We start from the raw sequence: 14,442 nt of genomic DNA, 5'->3' as shown, positions 1-14,442 counted from the left end.
TACCCTGTTTTCACGGAATGAAAAGTATCGTGCTTACTGATAGATACGGTCGATGATGTGATGCAAGATGACCGCTTCCTCCGCTTGCCGATAGTTCGGCTCTTCTCCACAGGCCTCAAGGAAGAGTCGGATTTGCCGCTCATACGGGTCGTGTTCAGTCAAATAAGCTGGTCGCTCGTCAAACAATGCACCAAATTTCTCCGTGTGAAGTGTGAGCGGGAACAGACTGGCTCCGGATTTCGTGCCGCGACATTCCACTCGCATCGTATCTTTTTCCTCGATATTGGCCATGTAGCTGACGTCGAGTAATAAGGATGCTCCGTTTTCAAACGTGACCATCGCTCTCGCCGTATCCTCGACTGTGAGTGAACTCGCGTCCCATTCCCCCAGCAAGCCGACACCAGGACGATTCCCTAAGTACTGACCGACATGACCGACGACCTCTCTCGGTTTCGGGTATCCCATCAAATGAAGCGCCAGGTCTAACATATGCACACCTATGTCGAGTAATGCACCCCCGCCTTGCAGTTCTTTATTCGTGAAGACACCCCATCCCGGAATTCCACGCCGTCGAAGCGCGAGCGCCGTCGCTGCATAGATGTCTCCGAGTTCACCCGCATCAATCATTCGCTTCAACAGAACCGTATCCTCACGATGTCGGTAATGGAATCCGTAATGCAATGTTTTTCCGGCTCGTTTTGCCGCTTCCAACATCTCGATCGCTTCATTCTCTGAGATTCCCGGTGGCTTCTCACAGAGAACGTGACATCCTGCTTCAAGCGCAAGCAGCACTTGCTCTTTATGTAAGGCGTTTGGTGTACATATACTGACCGCATCGAGATTTTCACGTGAAAGCATCTCTTCGACCGTCTCATAAAGGTTCGGGATGCCGAACTGTCGCGCGACACGTTCCCCGTTTGCCCGTGTCCGGTTCATGACCGCCACCACATCCATGCCTGCTTTGACATAATTCGGGATATGGGCACTCGTCGCAATTCCTCCCGTTCCGATGATGCCAATCTTCATGCCATCCCCTCCTATTCGCTTTACAGTTTCGTCATTCAATCCGCCGATTCCTGTAAAATAAAAAAGGTGACCCGTTTAGAACGGGCCACCTTGGGACACTTACTTCTTGAAGTTTGTGTTTTTGATCCAGTCTTCAAGTTTGTCTTTGAGGACTGTGAATCCTGGAGCTTCTTCTTGCTTGAAGTTTGAAGATGCTTCGTTGCGGCGTGGCGCACGACGAGCTGGCTTCGCAGACTTCTCGCGTTTTGGAGCTTCTTGAGTCGCTTTCATTGAAAGCTTGATTTTTTTAGAAGCTTCGTCCACTTCAAGGATTTTCACTTCAACTTCTTGACCAACTTGAACGTAATCGTTTACGTCTTTTACGTAGTCGTGTGAGATTTCTGAAATGTGTACAAGACCTTGAGTCTCATCGTCGAGTGCTACGAAAGCACCGAAAGGTTGGATTCCTGTTACTTTACCTGTTAATACTTGATCTTTTTCGTATTTTGCCATTACAAACAACTCCTATGCTAAATTCATCAACTTACTATAACATACTTTTTTCGATAAAGTGTAGAATTTAGCAAAAAAGATTATTTTTGACGTGTTGGTATGTTTTAAAGTCGAAGTGCGGGGTAAATACAAATCAAGCAAGACTTCAAGTATTCCCCCCTGATTCCGCTAGGCGACTCGCCTAGCCTTTTTTTGTTCAAAATGTCGTAAACGGCTTCTGATGACGAATCGGATAGATCGTTTCTCCAGCCATGTCGTTCAAAATGACCGCATTTCGATAGACTGCCATCCCGAGATTCGTCGCAGCCGGACCATGTGAATGCTCTATATTCGTGTGCGTAAACAACTTTCCGCCTAGCGACTCTCTCATGATCACCTCATACGTGTCACGGACTGCCCATTCTCCCTCTACTTCCCATACAACCGGGAGCTGATCTATCCAAGATGGGATCACCGGGCGATACCCCGTCGCCACGACAACGAGATCGTACTCTCTTTCAATCACTTCTCCCGTATACCGTTGGGTCCCTTTCAAACGATGTGTTAACCAATCATAAGAAATCGATTCCACTTCGACCTGTGTCATCATATCAGCCTTCGTCGCTTCCGCTTCTGCCGTCCGATGATACAAGGTCTCATAGATCGAGGTCATCGTCTCAGGATTGACACCATGACGGAAACGCTCGAATGACCCGAGTAGCTCTTGCCGAGCGTCGTACGGTAGCTTATGAAAATAATCGACATAATCCACACTAAAAATTTCATCCCCAAGCTTGCCTGCTTCGAGTGACTCAAATTGTTCGGAGCGTGTGATCCAGTCGACGCGTTGTTCATCCGTCGCTTCACGCAACAAGTCCAGAAATACTTCCGCCGCACTCTGTCCGCTCCCCACGACCGCGACACGATATCGGTCTTTGAGGACGTCCCGGTACGTCAAATAATCGCTCGTATGAATGACTTGTTCAAACCCGTCCGGCACGAATGGCGCCGCCCCTGTCCCTAGGACGAGATGTTTTGTATGAACTTGTGTCGATCGACCATCTGATTCGACGGTCACGAGGAAGCACTCTTCTTCCACTACAACGTCAGACACATAATGATTGAAACGAATCGTCGACAGTTGATTTACAACCCATCGCAAGTAACGATTGTATTCCGTTCGAGGAATCTTATCTTGTTCTTGCGTGATAAATGTTTGGAGTCGACCCGTATCACTCAAATAGTTCAGAAAACTCGCCGAATGGGTCGGGTCCGCCAACGTGACGAGATCTTGTAAATAATGCGTTTGCATCGTCATCCCTTCAATCAACATGCCTTCATGCCACATCATCTCCGCGCGTTGCTCAAAGCAAATCCCATGCAGTTCAGTTTTTTCCGCAAGGGCCATGAGACCAAGATTATACGGACCACACCCGATTGCAACAAAGTCAAATCGTTTCATCATCTTCACCTCGCCCGTCTTTTCCCTTTCGTTATATCGCTAAAACGCCAAAGAACTCTCACGAATGAGAGTCCTTGGCTACTGTGACTTCAAATTGTTTCATGAAACGTTGAATCCGGAGAATCGCTTCTTGTAGTTGTTCGAGCGAAGTCGCATAACTCGCCCGGACGAATCCTTCCCCGCTCTCACCGAAGGCATTTCCAGGAACAACGGCGACACGTTCTTCGATGAGAAGACGTTCTGCAAATTCCTCACTCGTCAATCCAGTATGTCGAATCGAAGGAAAAGCATAAAATGCTCCACCTGGCACGTGCGTCGGTAATCCCGCCTCGTTCAGCGCTTGAATGAAATAGTTCCGACGTTGACGATAACTTTTCACCATGCTCGGCACGTGCTGCTCACGAGTCCGAAGTGCCTCGAGTCCACCGAATTGAACGAGCGTAGGTGCACACATCATGCCATATTGATGGACCTTCAACATCTCTCGCGTCACAACTTCGGGCGCGCATGTGAAGCCAAGACGCCATCCTGTCATTGCGAACGCTTTTGAGAAACCATTCACAACAATCGTCCGGTCTCGCATGTCGTGGAGCGTCGCGAAGCTGACGAATGGGTCGTCATAACAAAGTTCCGCATAAATCTCATCGCTGACGACCCAAAGGTCATACTTTGTCGCGAGTTCTGCGATTTGCGCGAGTTCGTCGCCATTCATCGTAGCGCCCGTTGGATTGGACGGGAAGCAGAGCAAGATCGCTTTCGTTCGTTCTGTGATGGCTTGCTCGACGTCATCCCGATCGAGTCGAAACCCTTTCTCTGGACGACACGCGACAGGCACGACGGTTCCACCTGCCAACTCGATGAGTGGACCATATGAAACGAATGCCGGTTCGACCACGATGACCTCGTCCCCTGGATTGAGAAGGGCACGGAATGCGATATCGAGCGCCTGCGATGCCCCTGTCGTGACAATCAATTCAGACGTCGGATCGTACTCGACTAAAAAGCGTTCTTTCATATAAGTTGCAATCTCTTCACGCAACTCGATGAGACCGGCGTTAGCACTATAGGCCGTATATCCTTCTTCGAGTGCGGCATAGCTCGCTTCTCGCACGTTCCACGGTGTGATGAAATCCGGTTCTCCCACCCCGAGAGAGACCACGTTATCCATCGTCTGTGCTAAGTCGAAGAAACGGCGAATGCCCGATGGCTTCATCGAGACGACTTGATTTGATAAAGACTTCATGGCGTGATGTTCAACCGCTTATCTTCAGTTTGTGGGGTGAACAAGATCCCGTCATGTTTGTACGTCTTCAATTTGAAGTGAGTTGTCGTCGACAAAACCGAATCAAGCGGCGAAAGCTTGTCTGAGACAAATGAGGCAACATCTTGAAGTGAGTTTGCCCGGATGACGACTTGAAGGTCATAAGCACCCGACATCAAATAAAGCGCTGTCACCTCTGGGAAGCGATAAATACGCTCGGCCACGTCGTCAAATCCGCGCCCTCGTTTCGGAGTCACTTTAACGTCAATGAAGGCAGTGACATCGTGGCGATTGATTTTTTGCCAATTGACCATGGCACGAAATCCAAGGAGAATCCCGTCTTGCTTGAACTTCTCGAGCATCGACTCAATCGTCTCTTCATCGAGTGCCAACAAGTCAGCCAGCATCTTCGTCTCGAGATACCCCTTTTCTTCTAACAATTCTAACAACTCAAGTTCTTTTGATGAATACATACTTATTCTCCTTCCGTTCGACCAGGTAGCACGCCTGTGAACGTTCTCTCTGTCTGTCTCACGTATGAACGTCGTTCCTCCTGAACGATATGGAAATTCTTCATCTCCATGTCTGTCAGACCGTGCTTTTGACAAAAACGATCAAAATAACGACGTCTCGTTTCATCCTGTATTGCTGATAGGTTGTCGGTCCCGTTGAACGCGTACAGTACCGTCGCACGCGCCGGGTGTGACACGGTGAATGCATCCATTACCCTTAACAAGAAATCCCAATCCCAGTAGTTATAGACGTCTTCGTCGAATAGGCCGATCGTGTCATGAATCGATTTGCGATACATCGTACCCGAAGGGATAAACGTCGAGTCCTGACGCATCCGCTCTCGATCAAACGCGTAAGCGAACGGTTCCCAGTCCGTCACGACACGACGGCCTCCTCTCCATTCGAAGCGGAACAGCTCAGCGTCCGAATAGACGAGGTCAGCCTGTTGAAGGTCGCGTAGCCCTGCCTCTAGATGTGTCGGCATGAGCAAATCGTCATCGTCTAGTAACAAGATGACATCGCCTCTCGCTTCGAGAACACCACGATTACGGGCACGAACATGATGGTTTTCACCCACTTCGATGACACGTGCATCCAATTGATTCAAAAAAGGCGCCAAAAGGTGTTGTTTTGGCGGCCCTTCATTATTCATGACCAAGACCTCAAACTGCTGAAATGTTTGGACCGTTAGACTTTCAAGCAGTTCCGTCAGTTCCGTCTCGCGTTTATAAGCCGGAATGACAATCGAGACAATCGGTTTCATCCGCGATATGCCGTCTCAACGAGTGGAAGAATTGCTTCCCAGCTCACACCGTTCTCCTTTGATACGGTCACAAAGTCACCATAAGCAAAGACACTCTCCACGCCTTCGATTTCAACTAACTTGGCGAGAAGCGGTTGATCTGTCGCTTCGCCCGCCTTCACACTTTGACTCTTGGCGCCAAACACGTTCTCTGGAAGTGTCACTTTCATCGCATTCGGATTCGGTGTTGGATCAATTCGTAACATTATTGGTTCCTCCTTATAGTTGGCAAGATGACGATACGAGGAGTCGCTGCGCCATCTCGAAAATCTCTGTTTCTAGTGGACACGCATCGAACGCTTCAAGAAGCGTTCGGCGAATCACTTCGGTCAATTGTTCGGGAGAATCGACATAGGTTAATGCCATCATGACTTCATCAAACTCAGGTCCGTATGAACCTGCCCCATAACCGAGTGGGTCCCATGTTAATAATAAGTCTTCTGTACGCACTTGTTAAACCCTTCTTTTCGCTGAAATTCCATGTCCTACTTCACCAATCTACCTTACTTTTTACTCGGATACCAGCCTTGACAAATGGATTCATATTTCTTGATTCATCAGAACACTATATCTAGTATGAAATGAATATGCAGGTATTTTGATAAGTAACGTCAAATACAATCCATTCCACCTCAAACAAACGGATGAAATGTTTCATCAAGAGTGATGAAATCGAATTCATCAATTTGTGAAAAAACAAGCAAAGACAATACATAAATTTTTTTCATCTCAGTTCTCTGTCTCAAATTGGGTCATGAAGCCCTTTTGGAGCAAAAGCAAAAAGGTGACGGGCACATTCCAGAATGTCAAGGATTGAAAAACTAAATATAGGTGTTTTATGATTAAAAAGATAAAAAAGTGTCAATATATAGTTAACGGGTATTTTGATCGTTAACACGATATTGTGACAGGTAAGGAAGTTCTTATTATCCTTTTATAACGTCTACACCATCTAAAGGAGTGATCTATTTTGACATCCCCTATCCACCACGAGACGATGCTACCAGCGGCTCCAACGCTTTCTGACGTCTCTTCTCTTATTCAATCTATCCAGACACGGTATCCTCACTTAAGCGTAGAACGCTATGAAGAACGGGCGATTCGGGCGCTCGAGACAAAAACGCTAACACAAGATGTAGTATATGACTTATTGACGATGCATGCCCTCGATATGTTGAAAGCCGAAGAACCGGACTGGACGTTCGTGGCAACGGAAATGTACTTGAACCGCCTCTATCTTGAAGCGGCACGCAACCGCGGTTACGAAGCATCTATGCGTTATGGTAACTTCTATCAACTGGTCGAGACGTTAACATCAAAACGAATTTTCACGTCAGCGCTTCTCGATACGTATTCAAAAGAAGACATGGACCATCTCGAAACATTGATCGACCCATCCCGTGACCGTCTCTTCACATATATCGGACTCCGCACGTTGTCGGACCGCTATCTTGGGCGCGATCATGTGAAGAACCTTTATGAGCTTCCACAGGAGCGCTTCATGGTCATCGCGATGACGCTCATGCAAAAAGAAGATGAGACGACTCGATTGAAGCTCGTCGAAGAAGCTTATTGGGCTTTATCAAACCTTTATATGACGGTCGCGACACCAACGTTGTCAAACGCCGGTAAATCATATGGACAGCTCAGCTCTTGTTTCATTGATACAGTTGATGACTCCCTCCGTGGCATTTATGATTCGAACACCGATGTGGCGACGCTCTCAAAAGGTGGCGGTGGAATCGGTGTCTACCTCGGGAAAATTCGTTCACGTGGTAGTGACATCAAAGGATTCAAAGGTGTCTCAAGTGGTGCCCTTCCTTGGATGAAGCAATTGAACAACACGGCCGTCTCTGTGGACCAACTCGGTATGCGTCAAGGCTCAATTGCCGTCTATTTAGACATTTGGCATAAGGACATCTTCGAATTCCTAGACGCGAAATTGAACAACGGGGATGAGCGCCTCCGGACACACGACTTGTTCACAGGCGTTTGCTTACCGGACCTCTTCATGCGTACGGTCGAGGCACGCGGCGACTGGCACTTGTTCGATCCACACGAGATTCGTACCGTGATGGGATATAGCCTTGAAGACTATTTTGACGAATCAGAGAACGGTGGAAGCTTCACAGAGAAATATATGGAATGTGTCAACACGCCAGAATTATCTCGTGTGACAGTTCCAGCCATCGACCTTGTAAAACGTTACATGCGCTCACAACTTGAAACAGGTACACCATATATGTTCTTCCGAGACGCAGTGAACCGCGCAAACCCAAACAAACATGCCGGGATGATCTACAGTTCAAACCTCTGTTCTGAAATTGCGCAAAACATGTCGGCAACGACAATCGAAGAAGAATACACACAAGACGGAAAAATCGTCATCACAAAGACTCCTGGTGATTTCGTCGTCTGTAACTTGAGTTCAATCGCACTTGCTCGTGCCGTGAAAGCCGATGTGCTCGAACGACTCATCCCGATTCAAATGCGTATGCTCGATAACGTCATCGATTTGAATACGATCGAAGTTCCACAGGCGATGATCACGAACCAGAAGTATCGTGCAGTCGGTCTAGGAACGTTCGGTTGGCATCACTTGCTCGCACTAGAAGGAATCCGTTGGGAATCGGTCGATGCCGTTCAATATGCAGAGAAACTCTATGAAAAAATCGCGTATCTCACAATCCAAGCATCGATGGAACTCGCCAAAGAAAAAGGAGCATTCGGCGTCTTCGAAGGTTCAGAATGGCATACAGGCGAATACTTCAAGCGCCGGAACTATCGTTCACACGACGACCTCGATTGGGACGGTCTCGCAGCAGAAGTACATCAAAACGGCGTCCGTAACGCCTATATGATGGCCGTTGCACCAAACTCATCGACGGCGATTATCGCTGGTAGTACCGCATCGATTGACCCGATCTACAAAAAGGTCTACTCAGAAGAGAAGAAAAACTATAAGATTCCAGTCACGGTTCCCGACTTGACGCCGGACACGAACTGGTTCTATAAATCAGCATTTGAAATTGATCAATTATGGAGCATCCGTCAAAACGCGGCTCGCCAGCGCCACATCGACCAAGCAATCAGCTTCAACTTATACGTGAAGAACGATGTAAAAGCGACAGAGCTTCTTGCGATGCACCTCGAGGCATGGTCTCTTGGCATGAAGTCGATTTACTACACTCGTTCGACGACTGTCGAAGTCGACGAATGTGAGTCGTGTGCTTCGTAAACCGTCGTCATAATCATTATGTATATTTTATAGAAAGGTGGTCCACCCTATGAACATCGCAATCATCTGTCATTCGATGAGTGGAAACACAGAAGAAGTGGCATCGCTCATCGAATCGACACATCATCGCCGTGGCGATACGGTCGTCCGCTATGATGCCGATCGCGTCGGATATCGCGAAGCTCAATCACTCGCTTCGTTCGACCTCGTCTATTTTGGCTCTTACACGTGGGCAGACGGAATCTTACCAGACGAAATGAAAGATACGTTCCGCCTCGTGTTAAAGGAACTCCAAGTGCCGATTCGACAAGCTGCGGTATTCGGAACCGGTGACAAGATGTTTGTACATTTCTGTCGCGCTGTTGACGAGATGGCGTACCACCTTTCAAAATACGGAATCCCACTTGCCGGGGAACTGCTTAAAATCGAGCAGTCCCCACGTAACCAACCGTTCAACGTCCAACATTGGGCAGAGCGGATGGCTCACCATGTAGAAGAAGGAGTTATGCATCATGTCGATTCAGAAAATCAAATTATTGTCGCCCAAACATCCTAACCGGGCAACCGCCATCATTGGCGGGGAAACGAGTTCGATCGTCAATTGGAACGATATCGCGTATCCTCAGTTCTATACCATTTACAAACAGTTATTATCGAACTTTTGGATTCCTGATGAGATCTCAATGTCTAAGGATATGCAACAATGGCCGCAATTGACTGAACGTGAACAGGATGCATTCAAACGGATCATCGGACTGCTCTCGATTCTCGACTCGGTCCAGACACGATACATCCTCGAGTCTTCTATGTTCTCATCTGACTCGTCTGTACACGCCGTTCTCGCGGTCATCGCACAACAAGAGGTCGTGCACAATCAATCATACAGCTATGTCCTATCAAGTCTCGTGCCACTCGCTGAACAAAATCGAATCTTTGACATCGCCAAAGACGATGAAATGGTCATGAAGCGCAATCAATTCATCTTGGACTTATATGAAGCGTTCCGCGAGACTCCGAACGCTGAAAACTTTGCGAAATCGCTCGTTGCATCCGTCATTCTAGAAGGCATCAACTTCTATTCAGGATTCGCTTATTTCTACAATCTCGCCCGCCACCAAAAGATGGTCGGTACATCAACGATGATCAGTTATATCCAACGTGATGAGATGCAACATTCTTACTTCATCAGCCAGCTCTTACGTGCCGTGCTGACAGAAAATCCGAAGATTGATGAAAACGGAAAGTTCAGTCAGTTCGTATACGACACGATGGCAGAAGCGGTCGACCTCGAGATCGAGTGGTGTGAATACGTTCTCCGTGACCTCGATGGACTCGACGTCAGTGAAATGCGAGACTACGTCAAATACTTGGCGAATAAACGCCTCCGCGTCATCGGTCTGAATGACTTGTATGAAGGATTTGACGAAGATGTCATGCCTTGGATCCGGGCATACTCAGATGACTCGCTCAATGCGACAAAATCTGATTTCTTCGAACAAAAGTCACGTTCTTATGCGAAAGTGACAGACGCGAACGGATTTGATGATTTATAAAATTGAACCGAACCGATTTAATCGGTTCGGTTTTTTTGTACATCAAAAAAACCCAGACAATCATGTCTGGGTTAATTCAAATCAATAATAAGTCTGAACATATTTGGCAATTCCTTCAGCCACACCTTCCGCCATTTGCTGACGAGACGTGTTACTTCGAAGGTAAGTCAAATCTGTTGGTGATGAGATAAATCCTAATTCGACGAGTGCAGATGGCATTGTATTATACGTAATAACGTAATAATTAGCTGTTTTCACTCCTCGGTTCGACATTCCACTCATTTTACCCGCCAAGTTGCTTTGAATGTTTGAAGCAAGGACACGACTTCGAGCGCTGTGCGCAGACTGAGAAGAATAGAACGTTTCTACCCCTTTCGCAGATGATGAACCGGCTGCGTTGACGTGCATACTTACAAACAAATCACCACGTAACGACTTCGCTGCAGCAACTCGCTGATCTAGAGTCAAATAGACATCAGTTGAACGAGTGAGACGTACATTGTAATCATATTTTGAGCGAAGATAAGCTTCTACACGTTTCGTTACATCGAGTACAATCGTTTTCTCATAGAGAGATCCATTAACTGCTCCTGGGTCTTTTCCACCGTGTCCTGGATCAAGGACGATGACTGTTCCAGTCGATGTGCTCGGCTTAGATGTCATCACGAATGCTGAAGAAATGAAAGCATCTTGTCCATTGAACTTGATTTTATGGAAACCATTGATTGTCCCATAATGTGAAACAGCTGTTCCGTGATTGAGTTGACCAACCACATTCGAATCAAGACTCGCTTTCGAACGAACGTTCAATACATCACCTGGTGTGTTGATGTATACCGTACCTTTTGGTGCAGCTTCCGGCGCTGCCGGGGCTTTCCCTTTCGTCAACCACGAACTCGCTGTGTAGTAGACTTTCGAGCCGATATGAACAGTCGACCAACTCGAATTGTACGATTTGTATGAAACAGCCGTGTATTTCGGAAGAACCATGAGGACTTCCGAACTCTGATGGGTTTTCCCAAACAAGTTTACTGTACGGTTTGCATACCCTTGCGTGAGTCCATCATCCGGTTTCGTTGTCGTCGGAGGCTCCGTTGGCGTTTTCGACGTAGAGATCCAAGCTGTCGGTGTGTAATAAGTTTCACTTCCGAGATATACAATCGACCAGCTCGAGTTGTATTTGCTCGAGAGGACAGCCGTGTTCACGGGGAGTACCTTCTTCACCGCCGAACGTTGATTCCGCTCAGCGAAGAGTTTCATCTCCCGGTTTGCATATCCGTCTTTTTTCTCTACACCACTGTCCAATGTGCCTGCTGTGATGCCCCAAGTCGGCGTATAATACGTCTCGTTCCCGATATAGACAATCGACCAACTTGAATTATATTTACTCGAGACGACAGCCGTATGTTTCGGAAGAACTTTCTGCACTTTCGAACGTTGGTTGCGTTCAGCGAACAACTTCAACTCACGGTTCGCGTAGCCGTTTGTCCGCTCCACATTCGACTCTGTCAGTTTCGGTGCGATGTAAGCTTTTGCGGCATAGTACGTCTTGCCATTTAGGTAGACTTTTGCCCAAGAAGAATTATGAACGGCATACTTCACTTCCGTCCCTTTCTTCAACGTAGCGACAATCTTCGCCGATCGATGAGACGTGACTCGTACGTTTAAGTTCGCAGTTGTCACACCAGTAGACGTTGCCGCCTGCGTCGTTAGCGAACTTGAAGTGGATGAAAGTTTCCGAATGTACTGGGCCGAGGCATAGTATGTACGATTGTTTACATACACTTTGTGCCAGGACTGATTATACGTTCCATACTTTACTTTCGTGCTTTTTGGTAATGTTTTCACTACCTTCCCACTCAGACTAGGGGATGTACGAATGTTCAAATTGACAGTCGTCTCTCCATCGTAAGTAGCAGCTTCAGCAGACGGAAGTTGCATACCAAACAAGAGGACCGTTAAGATGAGGGCAACTTTCAATAGTTTCATTTTCATCCAAAATATTCCTTTCTCATTGCGGCATTTCCTACTAACAACAATTTCATATTAGCATAATGCTTTTTTAAAAAAAGTAAATATTTGAAAAAAAGATGAATGTTTTTGATAAAAAGGTAAATGTTTTTATTTGACCGGTCGGATGATCAGAAACGTCTCCGCACCGTAACGTTCGATGGCGACAGTAAAACCTTCTTTAATCGAAGGATTCTCTGTAACAATCAATCCATCTCGTTTCTGTTGAATTACAAATCCGTCCAATCCTTCAATCGCTGCAATGCGACAAAAACGCTCGATATGTTGTTCTCGTTCTATATATCGGTCGAATCGCTCAAACGATTTAACTGGGACTCCACCCCAATAGCGACCTGGCTGATGTGATAAATAAGTACGCACCGATGTCTCCGTAATCGGATCCGGCGTATGATCAAATCGTCCAAAGTCCCGGGCCGACTTCTCTTCGATGAGGGCAAAGAGTGAATCGAACAGATTGAGATGGTAAGACTCTCCAAGAGACAAAACGGCACGTTGCAATTGCTCGATATGATGCTGTAGTGATTGACCTTTACGGTTCGGTTTTAACTTCTTATCGCCTTCATAAGCGTTCAAAATCCGCGCCACTTCCCCTGCCTCTTCAACAATTTGAAAATACAGCTTCTCTTTCGATTCTCCTCCCTCCGCCTCTGGTTGTTGCAATGCAATCGCATACTGGTTTGCCAGACACGTGGAGATCACTAGTACATCAAGTAACTCCTCTTTCAACTCATCCCGCGCCTCTCTCCTTAACGCGCCACCTACTTCTCCTACCTCTTCTAACAATCGTGCTAGCCCGGATAAAGGTCTCCAGTAACCACCTAAATGAAGAATCATCGTATCGATTTTCTGTTGAACTTCTCTCACGTTCATTCACCTATCTTTCTGCTTTATTTACCGCTTACATGATATACTATGCTCAACCTAGTTGTCCGGAAAGGGTGGGTTCCACATGTCGTCGGCAAGACTTTGGCAATTGCTTCGATTCATTCTCGTCGTAATCGGTTTCTTTTTAATCACTTGGCTATTGAATATACTTTTCGAATATACATATCCGTTCGTATTTGCCTTGCTCTTGTCCTTGATGACCGTCCCGCTCGTCAACTTTTTCGAGCGAAAATCAAATATGCCTCGTGCACTCGGCACTCTCATTTCCTTGATCATCGTGCTTAGCATCGTCGTCGGAATCATCACCATCGTCATCATCCAATTGATTCATTATGCAACGGTGGCAGCGGAACGACTCCCTGAACAAATTGAGACACTCACCGAGTTTATCCAACGACTGTTCAATGAGAAAATCGCACCGCTCGTCAATGATGCATACGAGAGCTATCAGCAGTTAAATCCCGGACAGACGACCTCGCTCGAGGGAGGAATCACCGAGCTCGGTGTCCAACTCGCCTCAGCGATTGGTGTCTTGTCCCGCGGAGTGGCCAGTGTGCTACAAAACATGTTAGCGGCGCTCCCGCTCGTCTTGTTGCTCGTGGTCGTCATTGTCCTCGCCTGGTTCTTCATCACAAAGGATTGGCCATCATACGTCAACTCACTGAATCGTCTGAACAAACGAAAAGGATTCAAAGAATTCGAGGAAGTGATGATCAACCTCAAGTCTGCCCTATTTGGATACGTCCGTGCCCAGTTCACGCTCATCTCCATCACATTCGGGATCGTCTTGATCGGGATGCTCATCCTCCGTGTTGACAACCCGCTCTCTTTCGCTTTACTCGCGGGGTTCTTTGACCTTTTGCCTTATTTAGGGGTCGGTACGCTACTTATTCCTTGGGCCGCCTATGCCGCGGTGACAGGTGATTGGTTCGTGGCCATCGGATTGGTCGTGTTGTATATCATCGTCATCGTCCAACGCAACTTGGCTGAACCGAAAATTGTCGGTTCCCATATCGGATTGAATCCACTGGTCGCACTCATCTCCATCTTCGTTGGATTAAAGCTATTCGGTGTACTCGGCTTTATCGTCGGGCCCGTACTCGCCGTCCTGTTGAAAGCCGTATACAATGCCAAAGTGTTTCATTACATATGGCGATTTATCGTCGGTCCGCCTACGACGACAGCAAAAGAGCGATGAAA

General features: G+C 47.1%; 14 protein-coding genes. 4 read left to right on the top strand and 10 right to left on the bottom strand.

Annotation, left to right across the window (positions count from 1 at the left end):
• Positions 1 to 33 precede the first annotated feature (33 nt).
• The 8 genes from KNO79_RS04100 to KNO79_RS04065 form a co-directional block, all read right to left on the bottom strand.
• The gene (locus tag KNO79_RS04100) at positions 34 to 1,026 is read right to left on the bottom strand and encodes a Gfo/Idh/MocA family protein (RefSeq protein WP_214690703.1); all 993 of its coding nucleotides are present in this window, start codon (positions 1,024 to 1,026) and stop codon (positions 34 to 36) included.
• 99 nt (positions 1,027 to 1,125) lie between these two features.
• Positions 1,126 to 1,518: a S1 domain-containing post-transcriptional regulator GSP13 gene (gene yugI, locus KNO79_RS04095; RefSeq protein ID WP_074033496.1), complete on the bottom strand. Its 393-nt coding sequence runs from the start codon at positions 1,516 to 1,518 to the stop codon at positions 1,126 to 1,128.
• Positions 1,519 to 1,714: 196 nt separating this feature from the next.
• Positions 1,715 to 2,959 (bottom strand): lysine N(6)-hydroxylase/L-ornithine N(5)-oxygenase family protein, encoded by a 1,245-nt coding sequence (locus tag KNO79_RS04090; protein ID WP_214690702.1) that lies wholly within the window; start codon positions 2,957 to 2,959, stop codon positions 1,715 to 1,717.
• Positions 2,960 to 3,017: 58 nt separating this feature from the next.
• Positions 3,018 to 4,202: an aminotransferase gene (locus KNO79_RS04085; protein WP_159562577.1), complete on the bottom strand. Its 1,185-nt coding sequence runs from the start codon at positions 4,200 to 4,202 to the stop codon at positions 3,018 to 3,020.
• Positions 4,199 to 4,693 (bottom strand): Lrp/AsnC family transcriptional regulator, encoded by a 495-nt coding sequence (locus KNO79_RS04080; protein WP_012726802.1) that lies wholly within the window; start codon positions 4,691 to 4,693, stop codon positions 4,199 to 4,201. Before KNO79_RS04080 ends, KNO79_RS04085 begins: the two co-directional genes overlap by 4 nt.
• Positions 4,694 to 4,695: 2 nt before the next feature.
• Positions 4,696 to 5,496, bottom strand: coding sequence for a glycosyltransferase family 2 protein (locus tag KNO79_RS04075; protein ID WP_159562578.1), 801 nt, complete (start codon positions 5,494 to 5,496; stop codon positions 4,696 to 4,698).
• Positions 5,493 to 5,741 (bottom strand): NifU N-terminal domain-containing protein, encoded by a 249-nt coding sequence (locus KNO79_RS04070; RefSeq protein WP_074036416.1) that lies wholly within the window; start codon positions 5,739 to 5,741, stop codon positions 5,493 to 5,495. The genes KNO79_RS04075 and KNO79_RS04070 overlap by 4 nt, the downstream gene beginning before the upstream one ends.
• A gap of 13 nt (positions 5,742 to 5,754) precedes the next feature.
• Complete coding sequence (locus KNO79_RS04065) at positions 5,755 to 5,985, bottom strand: DUF1871 family protein (protein ID WP_214690701.1); 231 nt, start codon at positions 5,983 to 5,985, stop codon at positions 5,755 to 5,757.
• Between the two features lie 532 nt (positions 5,986 to 6,517).
• On the opposite strand from KNO79_RS04065, the gene KNO79_RS04060 reads away from it, so the two are divergent.
• Genes KNO79_RS04060 through KNO79_RS04050 form a run of 3 tightly spaced genes read left to right on the top strand, consistent with a single transcriptional unit; the run spans position 6,518 to position 10,326 of the window.
• Positions 6,518 to 8,773: a ribonucleoside-diphosphate reductase subunit alpha gene (locus KNO79_RS04060; protein WP_374193981.1), complete on the top strand. Its 2,256-nt coding sequence runs from the start codon at positions 6,518 to 6,520 to the stop codon at positions 8,771 to 8,773.
• A 49-nt stretch (positions 8,774 to 8,822) separates the two neighbouring features.
• Positions 8,823 to 9,329, top strand: a complete 507-nt coding sequence (locus KNO79_RS04055; protein ID WP_074036413.1) for a flavodoxin domain-containing protein — start codon at positions 8,823 to 8,825, stop codon at positions 9,327 to 9,329.
• Positions 9,286 to 10,326, top strand: a complete 1,041-nt coding sequence (locus tag KNO79_RS04050) for a ribonucleotide-diphosphate reductase subunit beta (RefSeq protein ID WP_074036411.1) — start codon at positions 9,286 to 9,288, stop codon at positions 10,324 to 10,326. The genes KNO79_RS04055 and KNO79_RS04050 overlap by 44 nt, the downstream gene beginning before the upstream one ends.
• An 81-nt stretch (positions 10,327 to 10,407) precedes the next feature.
• Here the strand turns inward: KNO79_RS04050 and KNO79_RS04045 are convergent, their stop codons facing one another.
• Both KNO79_RS04045 and KNO79_RS04040 read right to left on the bottom strand, forming a co-directional pair.
• Positions 10,408 to 12,321, bottom strand: coding sequence for an N-acetylmuramoyl-L-alanine amidase family protein (locus KNO79_RS04045; RefSeq protein ID WP_214690700.1), 1,914 nt, complete (start codon positions 12,319 to 12,321; stop codon positions 10,408 to 10,410).
• A gap of 126 nt (positions 12,322 to 12,447) precedes the next feature.
• Complete coding sequence (locus KNO79_RS04040; RefSeq protein WP_214690699.1) at positions 12,448 to 13,227, bottom strand: nucleotide pyrophosphohydrolase; 780 nt, start codon at positions 13,225 to 13,227, stop codon at positions 12,448 to 12,450.
• A gap of 79 nt (positions 13,228 to 13,306) precedes the next feature.
• On the opposite strand from KNO79_RS04040, the gene ytvI reads away from it, so the two are divergent.
• Complete coding sequence (gene ytvI / locus KNO79_RS04035; RefSeq protein ID WP_074036407.1) at positions 13,307 to 14,440, top strand: sporulation integral membrane protein YtvI; 1,134 nt, start codon at positions 13,307 to 13,309, stop codon at positions 14,438 to 14,440.
• The last annotated feature ends 2 nt before the right edge of the window (positions 14,441 to 14,442 follow it).

Origin of the sequence: Exiguobacterium sp. s43, from assembly GCF_018617255.1 — a bacterium.
GTDB classification, from domain to species: Bacteria; Bacillota; Bacilli; order Exiguobacteriales; family Exiguobacteriaceae; genus Exiguobacterium; species Exiguobacterium profundum.
This window is presented reverse-complemented; position numbering and strand designations above follow the sequence as displayed.

What these genes read in the sequence shown, in the direction of transcription:
- ytvI (WP_074036407.1), top strand. Translation starts at nt 13,307, where the DNA reads ATGTCGTCGGCAAGACTTTGGCAATTGCTTCGATTCATTCTCGTCGTA.
- KNO79_RS04080 (WP_012726802.1), bottom strand. Translation starts at nt 4,693, where the DNA reads ATGTATTCATCAAAAGAACTTGAGTTGTTAGAATTGTTAGAAGAAAAG.
- KNO79_RS04090 (WP_214690702.1), bottom strand. Translation starts at nt 2,959, where the DNA reads ATGAAACGATTTGACTTTGTTGCAATCGGGTGTGGTCCGTATAATCTT.
- KNO79_RS04055 (WP_074036413.1), top strand. Translation starts at nt 8,823, where the DNA reads ATGAACATCGCAATCATCTGTCATTCGATGAGTGGAAACACAGAAGAA.
- KNO79_RS04075 (WP_159562578.1), bottom strand. Translation starts at nt 5,496, where the DNA reads ATGAAACCGATTGTCTCGATTGTCATTCCGGCTTATAAACGCGAGACG.
- KNO79_RS04040 (WP_214690699.1), bottom strand. Translation starts at nt 13,227, where the DNA reads ATGAACGTGAGAGAAGTTCAACAGAAAATCGATACGATGATTCTTCAT.
- KNO79_RS04100 (WP_214690703.1), bottom strand. Translation starts at nt 1,026, where the DNA reads ATGAAGATTGGCATCATCGGAACGGGAGGAATTGCGACGAGTGCCCAT.
- KNO79_RS04045 (WP_214690700.1), bottom strand. Translation starts at nt 12,321, where the DNA reads ATGAAAATGAAACTATTGAAAGTTGCCCTCATCTTAACGGTCCTCTTG.
- yugI (WP_074033496.1), bottom strand. Translation starts at nt 1,518, where the DNA reads ATGGCAAAATACGAAAAAGATCAAGTATTAACAGGTAAAGTAACAGGA.
- KNO79_RS04070 (WP_074036416.1), bottom strand. Translation starts at nt 5,741, where the DNA reads ATGTTACGAATTGATCCAACACCGAATCCGAATGCGATGAAAGTGACA.
- KNO79_RS04050 (WP_074036411.1), top strand. Translation starts at nt 9,286, where the DNA reads ATGTCGATTCAGAAAATCAAATTATTGTCGCCCAAACATCCTAACCGG.
- KNO79_RS04085 (WP_159562577.1), bottom strand. Translation starts at nt 4,202, where the DNA reads ATGAAGTCTTTATCAAATCAAGTCGTCTCGATGAAGCCATCGGGCATT.